This is a genomic window from Streptomyces sp. NPDC001507 (assembly GCF_042894765.1).
Classification (GTDB): domain Bacteria; phylum Actinomycetota; class Actinomycetes; order Streptomycetales; family Streptomycetaceae; genus Streptomyces.
Genome location: NZ_JBIAVV010000009.1, coordinates 305,213 through 325,024, shown reverse-complemented (window position 1 = coordinate 325,024; position 19,812 = coordinate 305,213). Strand labels below are relative to the sequence as shown.

Annotated in this window: 16 protein-coding genes and 1 pseudogene; 9 read left to right on the top strand and 8 right to left on the bottom strand. The window is 69.6% G+C overall.

The window, feature by feature from the left end; translation table 11 throughout:
- Positions 1-15 precede the first annotated feature (15 nt).
- Positions 16-1,863 (bottom strand): glutamine--fructose-6-phosphate transaminase (isomerizing), encoded by a 1,848-nt coding sequence (gene glmS / locus ACFY0K_RS29025; RefSeq protein WP_352359605.1) that lies wholly within the window; start codon positions 1,861-1,863, stop codon positions 16-18.
- A 366-nt stretch (positions 1,864-2,229) separates the two neighbouring features.
- Here glmS and ACFY0K_RS29020 point away from each other — a divergent pair, with 366 nt between their 5' ends.
- From ACFY0K_RS29020 to ACFY0K_RS29010, 3 genes and pseudogenes are all read left to right on the top strand, one after another.
- On the top strand, positions 2,230-3,060 hold the full coding sequence (locus tag ACFY0K_RS29020; RefSeq protein ID WP_390642285.1) for a CbrC family protein: 831 nt from the start codon (positions 2,230-2,232) through the stop codon (positions 3,058-3,060).
- A gap of 82 nt (positions 3,061-3,142) precedes the next feature.
- Entirely contained in the window at positions 3,143-4,111 is a 969-nt protein-coding gene (gene coaA, locus ACFY0K_RS29015; RefSeq protein ID WP_352359609.1) for a type I pantothenate kinase, read from the top strand.
- Positions 4,112-4,133: 22 nt separating this feature from the next.
- Positions 4,134-4,499 (top strand): annotated as a pseudogene (locus ACFY0K_RS29010) (hypothetical protein); the annotation flags it as partial.
- A 67-nt stretch (positions 4,500-4,566) separates the two neighbouring features.
- Here the strand turns inward: ACFY0K_RS29010 and ACFY0K_RS29005 are convergent.
- From ACFY0K_RS29005 to rplM, 4 genes are all read right to left on the bottom strand, one after another.
- The gene (locus tag ACFY0K_RS29005) at positions 4,567-5,103 is read right to left on the bottom strand and encodes a hypothetical protein (RefSeq protein WP_390642284.1); all 537 of its coding nucleotides are present in this window, start codon (positions 5,101-5,103) and stop codon (positions 4,567-4,569) included.
- Between the two features lie 99 nt (positions 5,104-5,202).
- Positions 5,203-6,561: a phosphoglucosamine mutase gene (glmM, locus tag ACFY0K_RS29000; protein WP_351957599.1), complete on the bottom strand. Its 1,359-nt coding sequence runs from the start codon at positions 6,559-6,561 to the stop codon at positions 5,203-5,205.
- 180 nt (positions 6,562-6,741) lie between these two features.
- Entirely contained in the window at positions 6,742-7,254 is a 513-nt protein-coding gene (gene rpsI / locus ACFY0K_RS28995; RefSeq protein ID WP_093499626.1) for a 30S ribosomal protein S9, read from the bottom strand.
- A 42-nt stretch (positions 7,255-7,296) separates the two neighbouring features.
- Positions 7,297-7,740 carry a 50S ribosomal protein L13 gene (gene rplM / locus ACFY0K_RS28990; protein ID WP_351502660.1) on the bottom strand — a complete coding sequence of 148 codons (444 nt, stop codon included), beginning with the start codon at positions 7,738-7,740 and terminating at the stop codon, positions 7,297-7,299.
- 392 nt (positions 7,741-8,132) lie between these two features.
- Here rplM and ACFY0K_RS28985 point away from each other — a divergent pair, with 392 nt between their 5' ends.
- The 6 genes from ACFY0K_RS28985 to ACFY0K_RS28960 all read left to right on the top strand — a co-directional run bounded on the left by ACFY0K_RS28985 (position 8,133) and on the right by ACFY0K_RS28960 (position 17,031).
- The gene (locus ACFY0K_RS28985) at positions 8,133-9,011 is read left to right on the top strand and encodes a hypothetical protein (protein WP_390642283.1); all 879 of its coding nucleotides are present in this window, start codon (positions 8,133-8,135) and stop codon (positions 9,009-9,011) included.
- A 477-nt stretch (positions 9,012-9,488) separates the two neighbouring features.
- Positions 9,489-10,880, top strand: coding sequence for a glycoside hydrolase family 26 protein (locus ACFY0K_RS28980; RefSeq protein ID WP_390642282.1), 1,392 nt, complete (start codon positions 9,489-9,491; stop codon positions 10,878-10,880).
- 264 nt (positions 10,881-11,144) lie between these two features.
- Complete coding sequence (locus ACFY0K_RS28975; RefSeq protein ID WP_390642281.1) at positions 11,145-12,596, top strand: glycosyltransferase family 2 protein; 1,452 nt, start codon at positions 11,145-11,147, stop codon at positions 12,594-12,596.
- Positions 12,597-12,619: 23 nt separating this feature from the next.
- Positions 12,620-13,846, top strand: a complete 1,227-nt coding sequence (locus tag ACFY0K_RS28970; protein ID WP_390642280.1) for a glycoside hydrolase family 113 — start codon at positions 12,620-12,622, stop codon at positions 13,844-13,846.
- A gap of 14 nt (positions 13,847-13,860) precedes the next feature.
- A complete protein-coding gene (locus tag ACFY0K_RS28965; protein WP_390642279.1) occupies positions 13,861-14,961 on the top strand; it encodes a sugar phosphate nucleotidyltransferase in 1,101 nt (366 codons plus the stop codon).
- A 39-nt stretch (positions 14,962-15,000) separates the two neighbouring features.
- Positions 15,001-17,031, top strand: coding sequence for an acyltransferase family protein (locus tag ACFY0K_RS28960; protein ID WP_390642278.1), 2,031 nt, complete (start codon positions 15,001-15,003; stop codon positions 17,029-17,031).
- A gap of 4 nt (positions 17,032-17,035) precedes the next feature.
- Here ACFY0K_RS28960 and truA read toward each other — a convergent pair whose 3' ends face one another.
- From truA to ACFY0K_RS28945, 3 genes are all read right to left on the bottom strand, one after another.
- Positions 17,036-17,881 (bottom strand): tRNA pseudouridine(38-40) synthase TruA, encoded by an 846-nt coding sequence (gene truA / locus ACFY0K_RS28955; protein ID WP_390642277.1) that lies wholly within the window; start codon positions 17,879-17,881, stop codon positions 17,036-17,038.
- A 125-nt stretch (positions 17,882-18,006) separates the two neighbouring features.
- Positions 18,007-18,504 (bottom strand): 50S ribosomal protein L17, encoded by a 498-nt coding sequence (gene rplQ, locus ACFY0K_RS28950; protein ID WP_390642276.1) that lies wholly within the window; start codon positions 18,502-18,504, stop codon positions 18,007-18,009.
- A gap of 189 nt (positions 18,505-18,693) precedes the next feature.
- Complete coding sequence (locus ACFY0K_RS28945) at positions 18,694-19,716, bottom strand: DNA-directed RNA polymerase subunit alpha (RefSeq protein WP_003966937.1); 1,023 nt, start codon at positions 19,714-19,716, stop codon at positions 18,694-18,696.
- Positions 19,717-19,812 lie beyond the last annotated feature (96 nt).

The following is a 19,812-nucleotide window of genomic DNA, read 5'->3' as shown; positions in this document are numbered from 1 at the left end:
ACGGGCCCGTTCTCCTCACTCCACCGTCACCGACTTGGCGAGGTTGCGCGGCTGGTCCACCTCGTTGCCCCGGGCGGTGGCCAGCTCGCAGGCGAAGACCTGGAGCGGGACGGTGGCGACCAGCGGCTGGAGCAGGGTCGGGGTGGCGGGGATCCGGATCAGGTGGTCGGCGTACGGTACGACCGCCTCGTCGCCGTCCTCCGCGATCACGATGGTGCGGGCGCCGCGGGCCCGGATCTCCTGGATGTTGGACACGATCTTGTCGTGGAGGACCGAGCGGCCGCGCGGGGACGGGACCACGACCACCACCGGCAGGTCCTCCTCGATCAGCGCGATCGGCCCGTGCTTCAGCTCGCCCGCCGCGAAGCCCTCGGCGTGCATGTACGCCAGCTCCTTGAGCTTCAGGGCGCCTTCGAGGGCCACCGGGTAGCCGACGTGCCGGCCGAGGAACAGCACGGTCTTCTTGTCCGCCAGCGTCCGCGCCAGCGCCCGTACCGGCTCCATGGTCTCCAGGACCCGCTCGACCTCGCCGGAGATGTGCGAGAGGTCCCGGATCACGGCGCTGATCTCGTCGCCCCACTTGGTGCCCCGCACCTGGCCGAGATACAGCGCCACCAGGTAGCAGGCCACCAGCTGGGTGAGGAACGCCTTGGTCGAGGCGACCGCGACCTCGGGTCCGGCGTGGGTGTACAGCACCGCGTCCGACTCGCGCGGGATCGTCGAGCCGTTGGTGTTGCAGATCGCGAGGACCTTGGAGCCCTGCTCGCGGGCGTGCCTGAGCGCCATCAGGGTGTCCATGGTCTCCCCGGACTGGGAGATGGCGATGACCAGTGAGCGCGAGTCCAGGATCGGGTCCCGGTACCGGAACTCGCTCGCCAGCTCCACCTCGCACGGGATGCGCGTCCAGTGCTCGATGGCGTACTTGGCGATCAGGCCGGCGTGGAAGGCCGTACCGCAGGCGACGATGACGACCTTGTCGACCTCCCGGAGCTCGGCGGCGCCGATCCGGACCTCGTCCAGCGTCAGCGAGCCGTTCGCGTCGATGCGGCCCAGGAGCGTATCGGCGACCGCCTTGGGCTGCTCGGCGATCTCCTTGAGCATGAAGTAGTCATAACCCCCCTTTTCCGCCGCCGACGCGTCCCAGTCGACGTGGTACGAGCGGACGTCCGCCGGAGCGCCGTCGAAGCCCGTCACCGTCACGCCGTCCCGGCGCAGCTCCACCACCTGGTCCTGGCCCAGCTCGATCGCCGACCGCGTGTGGGCGATGAACGCGGCGACGTCCGAGGCGAGAAAGGCCTCGCCCTCTCCAACGCCCACCACGAGCGGGGAGTTCCGGCGTGCGCCGACGACCACGTCCGGATCGTCGGCGTGCACCGCGACCAGCGTGAACGCGCCCTCCAGCCGCCGGCACACCAGCCGCATCGCCTCGGCGAGGTCGGCGGTGCCGGAGAACTCCTCGGCGAGCAGGTGCGCGACCACCTCGGTGTCCGTCTCGGACGCGAGGTCGTGCCCGCGCTCGGCCAACTCCCCGCGCAGCGCGGCGAAGTTCTCGATGATCCCGTTGTGGACGACGGCGACCCGGCCCGCGTTGTCGAGGTGCGGGTGCGCGTTGGCGTCCGTCGGCCCGCCGTGCGTGGCCCAGCGGGTGTGCCCGATGCCGGTGGCACCGGTCGGCAGCGGCCGCTCCGTCAGCTCCTTCTCCAGGTTGACCAGCTTCCCGGCCTTCTTCGCCGAGGCCAGCCCGCCGTCCGCGAGCACGGCGACACCCGCCGAGTCGTACCCCCGGTACTCCAGCCGCTTGAGCCCGGCGACCACCACATCGAGCGCCGACTGCGCCCCCACGTATCCCACGATTCCGCACATGAGCGGCAGCCTAAGCGCCGCCCCCCACCCGAACACGGCTCAGCGTGCCCGAAATCGGAAATTATCCCGCCCCTACGCACCGCAATCCACGCCCGACCGACCCCACGGGCCAGCAGACCGACGGACCGGCAGACCGACGGACCGGTGGACCGAAGAGCGAGAGACGCATGGCCGCCGACCCCGATCCGACCGCGCTCAGTCCCACGTTCGTTCCGCCGGGAAGGTAGCTTCGGCCCTCGGCGCAACGCAGGAGCAGGAGGCCGTGTGAGTTACAGCCTGTACGTGTGCCGGTTCGTCGACGGAGAACCGGTGCCGATGGACGAAACGGTGATACGCGAGGTACTCGGACCTGTCACGGTCGGTGGCATGCCTGCCTCCGGACTCCCGGGGTCCTGGGACCTCGAAGCCGGGGACGGAGGCGGTTCGGAGGTCTACGGCGACTCGACGGGGCTCACCTTCAACCGCTTCTCCACCGGCGCCGTCCTGGACCGCATGGCCCAACTCGCCCGCCGCACGGGCGCGGTGGTGCTGCCTCTGGACGGACCGGCGATCGTCGGGGACGAGGCCGACCGCGGGCACCTGCCGGAGCCGCTGCGCGCGGACGCGATCGTGGTACCGCCCGCCGTCCTGACCGGCCGGGCGCTCGCGCAGATCATCGACCCGCAGCCGGAAGAACCCCTGCGGCCGATCCTCCCGGACTTCCCCTACCACCCGAGCCCGGTCGCCACCGGCTCCGTGACCGCCTCCGACGAGGCGTGCGGGTGCTGCGGGCAGCAGCGTGGGTGGATCTACACAGGACCCGTCTACGCGGCGGACGTGCCCGGCACCGGCATCTGCCCCTACTGCATCGCCTTTGGCACCGCCGCCGAACGCCACGGCGCCTCCTTCACCGACACGGTCGACGGGGACGTACCCCGGGAGGTCGTACTGGCCATCCTGGAACGCACTCCGGGGTTCGTCGCCTGGCAGTCCCCGTACTGGCTGACGCACTGCGGCGACGGCGCCGCCTTCCTCGGCCGCGCCGGGGCCCTGGAGCTCGCGGCGTTTCCGAGCGCGGTCGAGCACCTGCGCCGCCAGTGGCCGGCCGGTCGGGCCGACGGCCTGCTGGACTCGCTCGACAAGGACGGCTCGCCCACCGCCTACCTCTTCCGGTGCCGGGCCTGTGGCATCCACCTCGCGTATGCCGACTTCACCTGAGCAGAACCCCACGTGACCGACCCCACCCCCCACCCCGTTCAAACTCCGTTAACAATGGAATGTGATCTCTCCGGTCTCCCCGATGCCCCGGAGCGCCCACCGGCACAGGCCGGAGGCGACTCCCTACGTCGACCTCACCCGCTCCGAGTGGAGCGCGCTGCGCGACAAGACGCCGCTGCCGCTCACCGCCGAGGAGGTCGAGAAGCTGCGCGGCCTCGGCGACGTCATCGACCTCGACGAGGTGCGGGACATCTATCTCCCGCTGTCCCGGCTGCTCAATCTGTACGTCGGTGCCACGGACGGCCTCAGAGGCGCCCTGAACACCTTCCTCGGTGAGCAGGGCTCCCAGTCCGGCACCCCGTTCGTCATAGGTGTCGCCGGCTCGGTGGCCGTCGGGAAGTCCACCGTCGCCCGGCTCCTGCAGGCCCTGCTCTCCCGCTGGCCCGAGCACCCCCGCGTCGAGCTGGTGACCACGGACGGCTTCCTGCTCCCGACCAGGGAACTCGAAGCCCGCGGCCTGATGTCCCGCAAGGGCTTCCCCGAGTCGTACGACCGCCGGGCCCTGACCCGCTTCGTCGCCGACATCAAGGCCGGCAAGGACGAGGTCACCGCCCCCGTCTACTCCCACCTCATCTACGACATCGTCCCGGACCGGAAGCTCACCGTCCGCCGGCCGGACATCCTCATCGTCGAGGGCCTCAACGTCCTCCAGCCCGCCCTCCCCGGCCAGGACGGCCGCACCCGGGTCGGTCTCGCCGACTACTTCGACTTCAGCGTGTACGTCGACGCGAGCACCGAGGACATCGAACGCTGGTACCTCAACCGCTTCCGCAAGCTGCGTGCCACCGCCTTCCAGAACCCGGACTCGTACTTCCGGAAGTACACCCAGGTGTCGGAGGAGGAGGCCGTCGACTACGCCCGCGGTCTCTGGCGGACCATCAACAAGCCCAACCTGGTGGAGAACATCGCCCCGACCCGCGGCCGCGCCACCCTGGTCGTCCGCAAGGGCCCGGACCACAAGGTGCAGCGACTGCGGCTCCGCAAGCTCTAGAGCGCCTGTTACAAAAGGCGTCATGCTGCATCTGCGCCTGATCACCCCGGCCGGCCGGACGGACGACGTGGTCCGCCTGATCGAGACGACCGTTGGCACCACGCACCTGGTCGTGCTGCCGGGCGCCGCCCGCGACCCGGCCGGGGACGTCGTGATGTGCGACGTGGCCCGCGAGGCCGGGGACGAACTCATCCGCGGGCTACGGGTGTTGGACCTCGACCGGACCGGCTCGATCGCCGTCGAGGACATCGACCTGAGTCTCTCCCGCCGCGCCGACGAGGCCGAGGCGGAGGCCCCGGGCGAGGGCGCGGACGCGGTGCTGTGGGAGGGACTGACCGAGGCGACCCACGAGGAGTCGACACTGTCGGTCACCTACGTCGCCTTCATCCGACGCTGCTGGCCCAGAAGTGGTTCTGGGCCAGCCGGCGTGAGCGCACGGCGAGGGCCGGCGGTTCCTAGAACTGCCGCTCGCAGTTCGTGATGGTGTCGCCGGGGTCGGCGAACACGGTGTCCGTGCCGCCGCCGCAGTCGACCGTGTCACCGCCGGTGTTGTCCTCCACGCTGACCGTGTCGCTGCTGCCGTTGGTCGTCACGCGGTCGGTGCCCGTACCGGCATCGACGGTGGTGCTGACATTGGCGGCGGAACCGTCGAATTTGTCGTCCCCGTCGCCCAGCTGTACCGCGAGCCGGGTGACCGTGAGGGCGATGCCGCAGTCCGCGGTGTTGGCGTCCACCCGGGTGCAGCCCGGGCCGATCGCGATGCCCGTGGTGTCCTTGAGGATCAGCCGGCCGGAGGTGCTGGCCGTGACCACGTTGTTCACTCCGTTACGCGCCTGGAGTACGACCAGGCCGCCGAGGATACGGAACGCCGTGGAGCCCGGTGGCGGGGCGGCGGCGGCCGCGGTGGCCGCGGTGGCGGACGAGGTGACGACGAGACCCGCCACCAGAACCGGACCGGCCGCTCGCTTGAGGATGGTGCTCACGATCTTCATGCTGTGTTCTCTTCCGTCGAGAGGGCGCCGCACAGAGCGGCCTCGACGCAAGAGAAACAGTCAGTGATCGGGCGCGCACTTTTTGCTACGCCTTGAGGCTCAGCCCAGCGCCGACTTCACCGCGTCGGCCAGCCGGCCCGCCACCGACCGGGCCTGCTCGATGTCGGCCGCCTCGACCATCACCCGTACCAGCGGCTCCGTGCCCGAAGGGCGAAGCAGCACCCGCCCGGTCTCCCCGAGCTCCCGCTCCGCCTCCGCGACCGCCGCCGCCAGGTCCCCGGAGGTCCTCACCCGCGACTTGTCGACGTCCGGCACATTGATCAGCACCTGCGGCAGCCGCTCCATCACGCCCGCCAGCTCCCGCAGCGACCGCCCGGTCTCGGCGACCCGCGCCGCCAGCAGCAGCCCGGTCAGCGTGCCGTCGCCGGTCGTCGCGTGGTCGAGGATGATGACGTGGCCGGACTGCTCGCCGCCGAGGGCGTAGCCGTGCTCCTTCATCTCCTCCAGCACGTACCGGTCGCCGACCGCGGTCTGCACGAGGTGCAGCCCCTCCCGCTCCAGCGCCAGCTTGAAGCCGAGGTTGGACATGACGGTGGCGACGACGGTGTCGGCGCGCAGCTCACCGCGCTCGCGCATGGCGAGCGCGAGCACCGCGAGGATCTGGTCGCCGTCGATCTCCTCGCCGGTGTGGTCGACGGCGAGGCAGCGGTCCGCGTCCCCGTCGTGCGCGATGCCGAAGTCCGCGCCGTGCTCGACGACCGCGGCCTTGAGCTTGCCGAGGTGGGTCGAGCCGCAGCCGTCGTTGATGTTGAGCCCGTCCGGCTCCGCGCCGATGGTGACGATCTCTGCGCCGGCCCGGCGGAACGCCTCCGGCGAGACCCCCGCGGCCGCGCCGTGCGCCTCGTCCAGGACGACCTTCAGCCCGTCGAGCCGGTTGGGCAGGACCGACAGGAGGTGGCCGAGGTACTGCTCGAAGCCCTCGTCGTACGACCGCAGCCGGCCCACGCCCGCGCCGGTCGGCCGTTCCCACGGCTCGCCGTGCCGGTGGGACTCGTACACCGCCTCGATCCGGTCCTCCAGCTCGTCGGCGAGCTTGTGGCCGCCGCGGGCGAAGAACTTGATGCCGTTGTCGGGCATGGCGTTGTGGCTGGCGGAGAGCATGACGCCGAGATCGGCGCCGAGCGCGCCGGTCAGGAACGCGACCGCCGGTGTCGGGAGGACGCCCACGCTCAGGACGTCGACGCCGGCGCTGGCCAGGCCCGCGACCACGGCGGCCTCCAGGAACTCCCCGGACGCGCGCGGATCCCGTCCGACGACCGCCGTCGGCCGGTGGCCCTCGAACGTGCCCGCCTCGGCCAGCACGTGCGCCGCCGCGACGGACAGGCCGAGCGCCATCTCGGCGGTCAGGTCCGCGTTGGCGACACCGCGCACGCCGTCCGTGCCGAAGAGTCGTCCCACTTGTCCTCCTGAAGAAGCGTCCTTGCTGCCAGGAAATGATGGCAGGCGCTAAGTCATGCGATCACACCAGCCTTTGAGCGTCTTGTGTCGTTATACGCCCTTGACCGGGATAAACGAACGCCCCGACGGCACATGTGGCGTGCCGCCGGGGCGTTCGGAGTACGTGCAGGCAGCTGGTGATTAGCGCTTGCTGTACTGCGGGGCCTTGCGGGCCTTCTTCAGACCGGCCTTCTTGCGCTCGACCGCGCGGTCGTCGCGCTTGAGGAAGCCGGCCTTCTTGAGCGGGCCGCGGTTGTTGTCGACGTCGGCCTCGTTCAGCGCGCGGGCGACACCGAGACGGAGCGCACCGGCCTGACCGGAGACACCGCCACCGGCGATGCGGGCGACGACGTCGTAACGGCCCTCGAGCTCGAGCACCTTGAAGGGCTCGTTGACTTCCTGCTGGTGCACCTTGTTCGGGAAGTAGTCCTCGAGGGTGCGGCCGTTGATCTTCCACTTGCCGGTGCCCGGGACGATCCGGACGCGGGCGATGGCGTTCTTGCGACGGCCCAGGCCGGCGGCCGGCTGCGGGTCGCCGAAGCGGGACGCGAGGGACTCGGAGGTGTACTCGCCCTCGACGGGGACGTCCGACTCCGTGGTGTAGCTGTCGATGTCAAGCTCTTCGAGCGGCTGCTCGGCAGTGGTCTCGGCCACGATGCTCCTCAGATTCTCTTCAGTCTTAGGGGGTGGCCGGGATTACTGCGCGACCTGGGTGATCTCGAACGGAACCGGCTGCTGGGCAGCGTGCGGGTGGTTCTCGCCGCGGTACACCTTCAGCTTGGTGAGCATCTGACGGCCCAGGGTGTTCTTGGGGAGCATGCCCTTGACGGCCTTCTCGATGGCCTTCTCGGGGTTCTTGTCCAGCAGCTCGTCGTAGCGGACGGAGCGCAGACCGCCCGGGTAGCCGGAGTGGCGGTACGCCATCTTCTGGGTCCGCTTGTTGCCGGACAGGTGCACCTTGTCGGCGTTGATGATGATGACGAAGTCACCAGCGTCGACGTGCGGCGCGTAGATCGGCTTGTGCTTGCCGCGGAGAAGGGTCGCGGCAGTGGTGGCGAGACGGCCCAGGACGACGTCCTGAGCGTCAATGACGTGCCACTGGCGAGTCACATCGCCGGGCTTGGGGCTGTACGTACGCACTTCGCAGCCTTCTTCTTCAGTGGATGGGTGCTGACACATGGCATCACTGAAGCGATCGTGCAGCTGGGGACGACAATGCCGGGGACGCTGCCCGTATGCCGCCCACTGGTAACTGCTCCAGGGAACCTAGGTAGAGGCCACTCCCGTGAGAATGAGCGGGCCAATACACAACGAAGAGCAAGCGTACAAGGGTGGCCCCGGACGGGTCAAAACGAGCTCCCGCCGACATCCGGACGAGCCGTCGCCGACCGCGGCGGGAAATCCCGGGAGCACGGCCGTACCAGGATGCGCCGTCCTGCCCCCAAAGGTCCCCCAAAAGCCCCCCGAAGGTCCCCCGTCTCCGTTCGTACAGTCGCACCGGCACCCCCCGGCCCCCGTCTAAGATGCGCCCCATGAGTTATGGGCAGGGGGGACCTCAGTCCCAGTGGGATCCGTGGAAACCGCAGTCTCAGCAGCCCTGGAGCAGCGGCGCCGGCCCGACCCCGGACTGGGCGTCGCTCGCCGAGGCGTCGGAGACGCGGAACAAGCGGCGCAGAGTGCTGTTCATCGGCGGTGGCGTGGTCGCCACGCTGGCGATCGGCACCGCCGTCGCGATGGCCGTGGTGTCCGCGAACGGCGACAACAAGGCCTCCGGCACGCCCAGCAACCTGCCGGCCAGCGCCTCGCTGCCCAGCGACACGGCCGGCTCGGTGCCGTCCTTCGCTCCGACCAGCGCGCCGCCGCCGCTGGACCCGGAGGAGTTCATATCGAGCGTGCAGAAGGACACGGCCCCGCTGAGCGCCGCGACCCTCTTCCCGGGCACCCAGCTGACCATGGGCGAGACGGTCTACAAGAAGGGCGCCACGGCCGACACGAAGAAGTGCGCCACGGCCGCCAAGGGCTCCCTGCCTGCCGTCCTCGACAAGGACGGCTGCACCCGCCTGCTACGGGTCACCTACTTCAAGGACGGCGTCGCGGTGACGGTCGGGGTAGCCGTCTTCAACACCGAGGCGCAGGCGGGCAAGGCCAAGACCGACGCCGACAAGAAGGGCTTCGTGACCGCCCTGGCCGGCTCCGGCGTCAAGACCTTCTGCGATTCCGGCGTCTGCCGTACGACGACCAATTCGTACGGCCGCTACGCGTACTTCACCACCGCCGGCTTCCTGAACGGCAAGGACGTCACCACCAAGGACACCAAGGTCTTCCAGGCCGGCGACGACCTGGCGGAGTTCACCTTCCGCCAGATCCACCGCCGCGGCGAGTCCCAGGCGTCGGCGGCGGCCGACCGGTGACCTGCCCGCACGGCGCGTGAGAGTCTCCCCCGTACCCGGCGGGTGATCAAGGACATCTTCGGTCGCCGGGGCCCTCGGGACTCATGACGGACACGTCCAGACGCAGACCGCTCACCGGCGCGGCCCGCCTCGGCGGCGGCCGTCTCCGGCGCGGGCGTGAGCCGCATCCACCCCACTGCGCAGGCACCCGGCGGCACCCCGGCCGCCGTGGCCCACGTCGCAGGACGCACTGTCGGCACGTCCATCCGTCAAGTGGGTGGCCGGCGACACCTCGGCCGTCGCCTGGCTCATCGTGGGGCCCACCTGAGCGCTCCGCCGGAAGTACCGCGATGTGCCGTACCGTCTGCCGACTGCGGCGCCGTCGCGGCTGGAAGCCAGTTCCCCGCGCTCCCGCCGGGGCGCTGCCCGAGGCGGGGCAGAATGGTTTCGCCAGGGCCGGGTGCCGGTCGGGGAGAGAAACGGGGGCGGGCGGCGGTCATGCGCATGCGGAGACGGGTCGGGCTCATAGGGGCAGGCGCCGCAGCCGCGCTGCTGGGCCCGCCGGCCGTGTGGTGGGCCTGGCGGGACACCGAGGACACGACGCGCACCCCCCGGCCCGTCCCCACCGAACTACGCAACCGCGATCCCGAGGCGACGCCCGCCGCCCGCCGGGTCTACGCCCTGCTCGCCGGCCTGGAGAACCGGGCGCGGCGCGGCGAGCCGACGCGGACGGTCATCGGTCAGCACGTCGAGCTGCACAACGAGCGCTACAACGCGTCGTACGGCGACTACCGGGGCACCAAGCAGCCCGGCTACTACTACAAGAAGGCCCACGACATCACCGGCAGCTTCCCGGGATTCGTGGAGGTCGACCTTGGGCCGGGGTACGGGCAGCCGGGCTGGGCGGTGGGCGAGCCGCGCTCCTACTCCCGCTCCTCGTGGCCGAGCTGCCGCAGGTGCTGGGGGTACGTCGACGACGCGGTGGACCTGGCGCTCGGGGTGTGGGCGGGGCTGCCACGGCCGGCGGACGGGTCGTACCACCCCTCGGGCACGCACCTCGACTGCGCCTCCGGGACCCGGGTGAGCCTGCCGCAGAACGGGGGCGGCCCGGCGGGCATCGTCGGCTTCTCCTTCCACCAGCCCTACCCGGGCAGCACCCTCAAGGGCTTCGAGCAGACCCGGTACCAGAACTCGCCCGCGGCCCGGGACAGCGGCTGGTTCGGCCGGGTGGTCACCCCGGGCACCGCCGAGCACCAGGCCCTGCTGCTCGACCTCGGCTATCTGGCCGACCATCTGGGGTACCTGGCCGAGCACGGGGTGCCGGTGCTGCTGCGGCCGTACCACGAGATGAACGCGCGTCCGGGCCACGGGTTCTGGTGGGCGGGGCAGGACCCGGCGGCGTACCGGAAGCTGTGGTATGTCACATACGACTACCTCGTGAACAGCCGCGGCCTGCACAACCTGCTCTTCGTCTGGGCCCCCAGCGCCTGGGAGGGCACCTTCGCCCGGCAGCCCGGCGCCTACTACCCGGGCGGGCGGTACGTCGACGTCGTGGGCGTGGACGACTACAGCGACACCCCGCGGCGGCCGTTCCACGGCGGGCCCTGGACCCAGGTCTGGCACCGGGGCCTCGAGCGCTACGACCGTCCCCGCGCCCTGGCCGAGTCCTTCTACGTTCCGCTCGGCTCCGCACAGCACCGAACGCTTTCGGACACCCCGTGGGTGCTCTGGACGGTGTGGGGGCAGGCCCTGACCTTCGCAAACGTCTCCAGTCCGAGCGGAAAAAACACCCCAGAAGACGTGAAGGAGACTTATTCGTCTCATCAGGTCATAACGGGCGCCGGAGATAAGCATTCCGGTTTCGATTGGGCCTCGTTACACAAGACGTAGCTTTATTACTTTCCTACTACATCTTGCTCACATGTGTTTCATGGCCGATTCTTACGTGGCAGGATTTGTTTTCTTGCACGGCCGGTGGCGCAGGTCGCCCGGGGGGGGCATCTGAGCCGGCCGCAGAACGCCGAAGAAGGCGCTGGGGGGCAAACATCACGGCCCGGAACGGGACCGGCGAAACGAGGTTTCTCGTGTCACCGCACCCGTTACCGAGCCATGCCGTCCGGCACCCACCGATCTCACGGAAGAGCATGTAGCCGCATGGCATCGACAGTGGTCGACGGGGGAACCCCGTATTCGCGACACAGCGCGAAGCTGGCCAAACGCACCGCCTCGTGGAAACCCGGCATCCTGCCGTTCCTGCTGCCGTTCGTCCTGCTGGTCGTCTTCGGCCTGTGGTCCTACCGGCCCAGCTCCTCACTGATGAGCTGGATCCTGACGATCGTCTGGTCCCTGCCGGCGGCCGGTGTGCTGATCGGTCTCCAGGGCGCCCTGCTGATCCGCCGCCGGGTCCGCAAGAGCGACCTCATGACCCCGCCCGCCCCGGCCGAGCAGGACTTCCTGATCGCGCTGTGCCCGACCATCGGCCGCCACGACACCTACCCGGCCCTGGAACGCTCGATCCTCTCCTACGTGGAGCACCTGCCCGAGTACTTCCCCTACATGCGGGTCGACATCCTCACCGAGGAGGGCTGCGAGGCGGCGGCGGACATCGACCGGCTCGCCGACTCCCACCCGCTGATCCGGGTGATCACCGTGCCCAAGGACTACGTCCCGGCCAACGGCACCCGCTTCAAGGCCCGCGCCAACCACTACGCCCACGAGCTGCGCATCGCAGAGGGCGAGGCCCTGGAATACGTCTGGGTGCTGCACATGGACGACGACACCGGCGTCGGCCCGGACACCGCGGCCTCGCTCGCCCAGTTCATCAACCGGCAGCGCCGCGCCCACCCCGACGAGGCCAAGCACATGGCCCAGGGCATCCTGACCTACCCCCGCGAGAACGCGGTCAGCCTCTTCACCTGGCTCGCCGACGCGGTGCGCCCCGCCGACGACATCGCCCGCTTCCGGGCCCTGACCGGCCTTGGCACCCCCGCAGCCGGTGTACACGGCGAGCTGCTTGTGCTACGCGCGTCCATCGAGGCGGAGATCGGCTGGGACTTCGGTCCCAAGGAGATCGTCGAGGACGCCCGGCTCGCCCTGACCTTCTGCCGCAAGTACCCGGGCCGCAGCGACTGGTTCAACGGCCGCTGCTACGGCGCCTCGCCCGCCAACGCGGCCGACTTCATCAAACAGCGCGAACGCTGGGCCTGGGGCCTGGTGGCCCTCTGCTTCAACCGCAAGGTGCCGCTGCGCTACCGCTGGTTCCTGTCGATCTGCGTGGCCACCTGGATCCTCGGCCCGCTCCAGCACATCGGCGCCGTGCTCCTCGTGGGCTGGCTGTTCAACGACATGAACACCTCACCGGTGACCCAGTCGATCATCCTCCTCTGGGCCCTGAACTTCGCCTACGTGATCTGGACGTACTGGGAGGGCCTGCGGCTGAACGCCCTCGCCTCGCTCAGCGGCCGGCGCAAGTGGTGGGAGCCGATCGTCGTGGTCGCCTGCATCCCCGTCTTCTCCGTGCTGGAAGGGCTCGGCGGCTTCAAGGGCTTCCTGAAGTTCGTCCGGCGCGAGGAGAACAAGTTCGTCGTGATCGCCAAGCCCGCCTGACCTCCCGGAAGACAACCACTGACATGCGTTCGCGACTGCCCCTGCTCGCCATCTTCCCGGTGACCGTCCTCACCGTCGTGCTGGGCACCCCGTTCGTCCTCGGCGACCACCCGGTGCGCTGGGAAGCGGGCTCGACCCTGCCCCGCCTCGTCCTAGGCGACTCCGACGAGTCCACCACCTCCGGCGACGGCACCCGCCCCGGTACGACATCCGCCTCCCCCTCCGCGGCCGCCGACACCCTCCAGGTCGCCAAGCCCTGGAAGGCGGGCATGCCGCAGTGGGGCGTGCAGATCTACTGGGAGGACGACAGGAAGAGCCTGTCCGACGGCTTCATCGAGAAGCAGGCCCAGAAGCAGGCCCGGTACCTGATCGGGCTGGGTGCCAACTCGGTCTCCGTCTCCTTCCCCTTCTACACCAAGAACGGCACGTCCGACGAGGTGTGGGCCGGCGCCAAGACCCCGACGCCGCAGCGGCTGGAGCGGGTCCTGAAGGTGTTCAAGGACGCCGGTTTCCGCACCCGGCTGCGACCGATCATGGACGAGTCGTCCCTGAAGCCCGAGGACGGCTGGCGCGGTGACGTCGAGCCCGCCTCCCGCTCCGCCTGGTTCGCCTCGTACAAGAAGCTCGTCACGCCCTACCTCGAAGCCGCCGACGCGGCGAAGACGAACACCTTCGTGATCGGCACCGAGCTCAACTCCCTGGAGGGCGACCCGGGCTGGAACACCCTGGTCGACTCCGCCGAGAAGACTTTCTCCGGCGAGATCGCCTACGACGCCAACTGGGACAACTACGTCACCGGCCGCATCAACATGCCGGTCAACTACCTCGGCGTCGACGCCTACTTCCCCGTCAAGGTGCCGGACACCGCGCCCGTCAAGGACCTGGTCGACGGCTGGGACAAGTGGCTGGACAGGAAGGCGACGGGCTCGCTGCCGAACATCCTGGTCTCCGAGTCCGGCATCGGTGCCATGAACGGGGCCTACCACGCCCCGGGCGACTTCTACAGCCACCGCAAGGTCAACACGAAGGTGCAGGCCAACTGGTACACGGCCGTCTGCCAGGTCGTCCAGGAGCGGCACATGCAGGGCGTGTACTGGTGGTCGATCCACTTCGAGGACGACCCGAACACGCCGCCGGACGACAAGACCGCCTCCCGGCTCGACTTCGCGGGCCGCCCCCTCAGCGAGAAGGCCATCAAGACCTGTTTCGCCTCCGACTACGCGGGCCCCGGCACCGGCACCACGAGCTGACCGAGCGAGGAATCATGCAGGAAGCCATCATCCTCGTGGGCGGCAAGGGAACCCGCCTGCGACCGCTGACCAACCACACTCCCAAGCCGCTGCTCCGGGTCGCGGGTGCCTCCTTCATCCGGCACCAGATCGCCAAGCTGACGGCAGCCGGCGTCGAGCACGTGGTCTTCGCCACCTCATACCTCGCGAGCCTCTTCGAGGAGGAGTTCAAGGACTTCTCCCAGGACCTTGCGATCTCGTACGCCGTGGAGGAGATCCCCCTCGGCACGGGCGGGGCGATCCGCAACGCCGGACGGCTGCTGCGCGGCGACGCGCCGGACGCCCCGGTCCTCGTCCTCAACGGCGACATCCTGTCCGGCGTCGACCTGGGCGGCCTGCTGGCGCACCACGAGGCCCGGGACGCGGACGTGACACTGCACCTCACCCGCGTCGCCGACCCGCGCGCCTTCGGCCTGGTACCCACCGACGAGGCGGGCCGGGTGCTCTCCTTCCTGGAGAAGCCGAAGACGCCGGAGGAGTGCGTCACCGACCAGATCAACGCGGGCTGCTACGTCTTCCGCCGGTCCGTCCTGGACGCCATCCCCGGCGACCGGGAGGTCTCCGTCGAGCAGGAGACCTTCCCCCGGCTCGTCGCGGGCGGCGGGCGGGTCTTCGGCCACACCACCGCCGACTACTGGCGCGACCTCGGCACCCCGCTCGCCTTCGTGCACGGCTCCGCCGACCTGATCACCGGCAGGGCGGCCTCGCCCCTGCTGGGACCTGCGGCCGAGGCCCTGATCGACCCCACCGCCGTGGTGGCCCCGACCGCACGCGTGACCGGCGGCTCGACGGTCGGCCCTCATGCCGTCATCGGTCCGAACGTGGTCGTCGACCGCTCCATCATCGGCGCCAACGTCACCGTCGCCGAGGGCGCCCGGGTGCACGAGTCCGTGGTGGACCACGACTCCTCGATCGGCAGCGAATCGATCCTTCGTGAGGTTGTTGTGGGCTGCCACACCCACGTCGGCGCCCAGAACGAACTGCCCGCCCAGCTGCGGCTGTCGTGCGGCATCCGCATCCCCGCCCAGGGCGTGCGCGTCAGCGGTACGGCTGCCGCCTGCCCGACGGTCCACTGAAGCCGCCGGCCCGGACAGTTACTGGATTACTGGAGAGACGTGACCAGCCATCGTTCAACGGCCGCGGAGACAGAGCGCCTTCGCAAGTACCGGCCGGACATCCAGGGCCTGCGTGCCGTCGCCATCATCATGGTCGTCTGCATGCACACCGGGATCCTCGACATGCACGGCGGCGTGGACGTCAGCTTCGTGCTCAGCGGCTTCCTCATCGGCAGCCAGCTGCTCGCCGAGATCGACAAGACCGGCAAGGTGTCCCTCAGCAAGTTCTGGGCCCGCCGCTTCCGCCGCCTGGCACCGGGCGCCGCCCTCACCATCGTCGCCACCGGCATCCTGTCCTGGCTCTACGCCAGCCCGTTCAGCTTCCGCAGCTACATGGACGACGGCCTCGCCGCGTCACTGAGCGTCATCAACTGGCGGCTGGCCGAGAACGGCACCGACTACTTCGCCAACGACGGCGGCCAGTCGCCGTACCAGCACTTCTGGTCACTGGGCATCGAGGAGCAGTTCTACCTCGCCACCCCGATCGTGCTCGTCGTGGTGGCCTGGATCAGCCGGCTCGTGTTCCGCCGCAACCGCATCCTGGTCGGCGTGGTCCTGATGGCCGTCGTGGGCGGCTCGTTCTACCTGGGCTACACCGAGACCACCCCCAACCAGCCGCTGGCCTACTTCGGCACCCAGTCCCGCATCTGGGAACTCGCCTTCGGTGTCCTGCTCGCGCTCTGGGCCCCCGTGATCTCCCGCATGCCGCGGGGACTGGCCGCGGTCGTCTCCTGGCTGGGCCTGGCCACCACGCTGGTCACCGGCCTGCTCATCACGGAGAACACGCCACTGCCGGGGTACGCCGTCCTCGGTCCCGTGCTCGGCGCGTGGCTGATCATCGCCGGCGGCTGTGCCAACCCACGCCTCGGGGTGGAGCGGGTCCTCGACAACCCCGTCTTCGACTTCGTCGGCAAGGTCAGCTACGGCTGGTACCTGTGGCACTGGCCGCTGCTGATCCTCTGGCCGCACATGATCAGCTGGGAGTTCGGCTACTCCGACCGCTTCCGGGTGGCGGTCCTGTCCTTCCTCATCGCCATCGCGACGCACTACATCGTCGAGAAGCGGTTCCGGGAGAACGTGAAGCTGGTCGTCCGCCCCTGGCGGGGCATCCTCACCGGCGGCACCATCACGGCCACCTCCGCCGTCGCCATGGTGGTCGCGCTCCAGGTCCCGCTCAACCTGTCCTTCGGCACCGCGGGCACCGCCGCCGCCCTCACCGGGTTCGACGGCACCAAGTCCGTGGAGCAGGCGGTGAACGAGCGCAGCGCCCCCAAGGTCAGTGAGAGCACCCTGCTGAAGTCCCCGAACGACCGGGGCGACTACGGCTGCATCGACCAGCTGCTGGTCACCAGCTTCACCCCGCACGACGACTGCGTGATCGGCGACAGGACGTCGAAGCGGACCATGGTGCTGCTCGGCGACTCGCACGCCTACCAGTGGGGCAACGCCTTCAACACCCTCGGCCTCAAGCTGCACGTCAAGGTCGTCACCGTCATCAAGAGCGGCTGCTCCCCCGAGGTCTACAAGATCACGCGTGAGGACCTGGGGCGCGAGTACACGGAGTGCCCGGCGTGGCGCAAAACCGCCCTCGCCTACATCAAGAAGCTCAAGCCCGACGTCATCGTGGTGGCCAACCGCGTGCAGTACACCACCGTGCGCGCCGGCGCCGAGGACACGTTCAAGAAGCTCAAGGCCATGGGCTCGAATCTGGTCTACCTTGCTGACACCCCGAAGCCGACCTTCAACGTCCCGGACTGCCTGGCGGTGCACTCGGCCAACCCGGCCGAGTGCACCCTGAAGTCCGAGACCGCCGTCGACCTGCCCGACTTCCGCAACCTGGAACGCGAGGTCGCCGAAGAGTACGGGGCTACGGTAATCAACCCGCTCCCGGCCTTCTGCGCGAACGGCTACTGCCCGGCGGTGATCGGCGGGCACGTCGTCTACTGGGACAACAGCCACATGACCGGCGGTTACGCGAAGTCGCTCGAACCCTTCCTGGAGCCGACGTTCAGGAAGGCCCTCGCCGGCTGACCCCTCAGACCGTCCGCACCCGTATCCGGCGAGCCTGCCGCTGCCTCTCCAGCAGCTGGTCGGCCGCCGGGTACGCGACCTCCTCCAGGGTCAGCCCGTGCGGCCGTACGACATGCACGGCGCTGTCCCGCACCCCCGCGTCCAGCACCTTCCGCGGCCACTCCGCGCCCCGGTGCCCGTCCCCCACGAACAGCAGCGCGCCGACCATGGACCGCACCTGGTTGTGGCAGAAGGCATCGGCCCGGACCTCGATCTCGACGACCCCGTCGCCGCGCCGACTCACTCCGAAGCCGAGGATCTCCCGGATGGTCGTCGCCCCTTCGCGCTTCTTCGCGTAGGCGGCGAAGTCGTGCTCCCCCACCAGCGACTTCGCGGCGGAGTCCATGACATCGACGTCCAGCTCCCAGTCGTGCCACAGCACGTGGTTGCGCAGCAGCGGGTCCACGCCTCCCGGCCGGTCCCCGATCCGGTACACGTACCGCCGCCACAGCGCCGCGAACCGCGCGTTGAACCCGGCCGGCGCCTCGCCGACCGACCACACCCGCACGTCCTTCGGCAGCCGCCCCGCGAGCCGCTTCAGCAGTTTGTCCCGCTGTTCCTCCCACACCCCGGCCGGCAGATCGACATGCGCCACCTGCCCCCGCGCATGCACCCCGGCATCCGTCCGCCCGGCCACGGTCAGCTCGTACACCGTGTCCTGCGACCGCGTGACGACCCGCAGCGCGTCCTCGATCTCCCCCTGCACGGTCCGCTTCCCGCCTGCCTGCTTGGCCCAGCCGTGGAAGTGGGTGCCGTCGTAGGACAGGTCGAGACGGATGCGCACATGGCCGGGCTGAACTTCGTCACTCACAGGAGAATCCTCTCAGGGCAAGAAAGCGGGCCCGCCCCTCGAAAGGAACGGGCCCACTGACGCGCCCCGTAAGGGGCGCGGGGAACTGCGCGAGCAACCACGACGGCGTCGCAGCCAAAGGACGCTTACGCCTCCTTGGACTCCTCGGCAGCCTCGTCGGCCGGAGCCTCGTCGGCCTTGGTCTCCTCGACCTTGGCCTCCTCGGCCTCCTTGACCGCACGCTTCGTCGCGGCCTCGGCCTCACCGGTCGCCTGCTGGGCGACGGTCAGCGCCTCCACCAGCTCGATGACAGCCATGGGCGCGTTGTCGCCACGGCGGTTACCGATCTTGGTGATGCGGGTGTAGCCACCCGGGCGGTTCTCGTACCGCGGGCCGATCTCGGTGAAGAGCGTGTGCACGATGCTCTTGTCCGTGATGACCTGGAGCACCTGACGGCGGTTGTGAAGGTCGCCCCTCTTCGCCTTGGTGACCAGACGCTCGGCGTACGGGCGCAGGCGGCGGGCCTTCGCCTCGGTGGTGGTGATACGACCGTGCTCGAAGAGCGACTTCGCGAGGTTCGCGAGGAGCAGCTTCTCGTGCGCGGCGCTGCCGCCCAGACGGGCACCCTTGGTGGGCTTCGGCATGGTTCTTCTCCTGTGTGTCTGCCCCGGCCGTGTCAGGTACCGAGGTCAGTATCCGAGCGGGCGGTCGCCCGTCGGAGATCCGGGGTTCTTTTCAACCCCGGAGGGTCCGCGCCCCCGAAAGGGCGCGGAGAACTGCGCGACCAGCCACAGCGGGCCCGCAGCCGCAGAACCGGCCTCCTCGCGGAGCGCTCAGTACTGCTCGGTCTCCACGAAGCCCGCATCCGCGTCGTCGTCCGCGCCGAACGCGTCCGCCGCAGCGGTGGGGTCGAATCCGGGCGGGCTGTCCTTGAGGGCCAGGCCCATGCCGGCCAGCTTCGCCTTGACCTCGTCGATGGACTTCGCACCGAAGTTGCGGATGTCCAGGAGGTCCGCCTCGGAGCGCGCCACGAGCTCACCCACGGAGTGGATGCCCTCACGCTTGAGGCAGTTGTAGGAGCGGACCGTGAGCTCCAGCTCCTCGATCGGCAGCGCGAGGTCGGCGGCCAGGGCGGCGTCCGTGGGGGACGGGCCCATGTCGATGCCCTCGGCGTCGATGTTGAGCTCGCGCGCCAGACCGAACAGCTCGACCAGGGTCTTACCGGCCGACGCCATGGCGTCACGCGGCCGCATGGCCTGCTTGGTCTCGACGTCGACGATCAGCTTGTCGAAGTCGGTGCGCTGCTCGACACGGGTCGCCTCGACCTTGTACGTGACCTTGAGCACCGGCGAGTAGATGGAGTCGACCGGGATACGGCCGATCTCCTGGCCCACCTGCTTGTTCTGCACGGCGGAGACGTAACCGCGGCCGCGCTCGACCGTCAGCTCCATCTCCAGCTTGCCCTTGCCGTTGAGCGTGGCGAGGACGAGGTCGGGGTTGTGCACCTCGACACCGGCCGGGGGCGCGATGTCGGCGGCGGTGACCAGACCCGGGCCCTGCTTGCGCAGGTACATCACGACCGGCTCGTCGTGCTCCGAGGAGACGACCAGCTGCTTGATGTTGAGGATCAGGTCGGTGACGTCCTCCTTGACGCCCGGCACGGTGGTGAACTCGTGCAGCACGCCGTCGATCCGGATCGACGTGACAGCCGCGCCGGGGATCGAGGACAGGAGGGTACGGCGGAGGGAGTTGCCGAGGGTGTAGCCGAAGCCCGGCTCCAGCGGCTCGATCACGAACCGGGAGCGGAACTCGTCGACGACCTCTTCGGTCAACGAGGGACGCTGAGCGATCAGCATGTGTGGATCAGATCCTTCTTTCGTGGACGCCCGCTATTTGACGCCCGACGGAACCGCACCCATAAGAGTGCGGGTACTGCAAGAGTACGGGCGGCA

Bases quoted from the DNA above. Each gene is read 5' to 3' on its own strand.
- ACFY0K_RS28965 (WP_390642279.1), top strand. From the start codon at position 13,861: ATGCAGGAAGCCATCATCCTCGTGGGCGGCAAGGGAACCCGCCTGCGA.
- ACFY0K_RS29005 (WP_390642284.1), bottom strand. From the start codon at position 5,103: ATGAAGATCGTGAGCACCATCCTCAAGCGAGCGGCCGGTCCGGTTCTG.
- rplQ (WP_390642276.1), bottom strand. From the start codon at position 18,504: ATGCCGAAGCCCACCAAGGGTGCCCGTCTGGGCGGCAGCGCCGCGCAC.
- glmS (WP_352359605.1), bottom strand. From the start codon at position 1,863: ATGTGCGGAATCGTGGGATACGTGGGGGCGCAGTCGGCGCTCGATGTG.
- ACFY0K_RS28975 (WP_390642281.1), top strand. From the start codon at position 11,145: ATGGCATCGACAGTGGTCGACGGGGGAACCCCGTATTCGCGACACAGC.
- ACFY0K_RS28980 (WP_390642282.1), top strand. From the start codon at position 9,489: ATGCGCATGCGGAGACGGGTCGGGCTCATAGGGGCAGGCGCCGCAGCC.
- ACFY0K_RS28970 (WP_390642280.1), top strand. From the start codon at position 12,620: ATGCGTTCGCGACTGCCCCTGCTCGCCATCTTCCCGGTGACCGTCCTC.
- coaA (WP_352359609.1), top strand. From the start codon at position 3,143: ATGCCCCGGAGCGCCCACCGGCACAGGCCGGAGGCGACTCCCTACGTC.
- ACFY0K_RS28945 (WP_003966937.1), bottom strand. From the start codon at position 19,716: ATGCTGATCGCTCAGCGTCCCTCGTTGACCGAAGAGGTCGTCGACGAG.
- ACFY0K_RS29020 (WP_390642285.1), top strand. From the start codon at position 2,230: ATGCCTGCCTCCGGACTCCCGGGGTCCTGGGACCTCGAAGCCGGGGAC.
- ACFY0K_RS28985 (WP_390642283.1), top strand. From the start codon at position 8,133: ATGAGTTATGGGCAGGGGGGACCTCAGTCCCAGTGGGATCCGTGGAAA.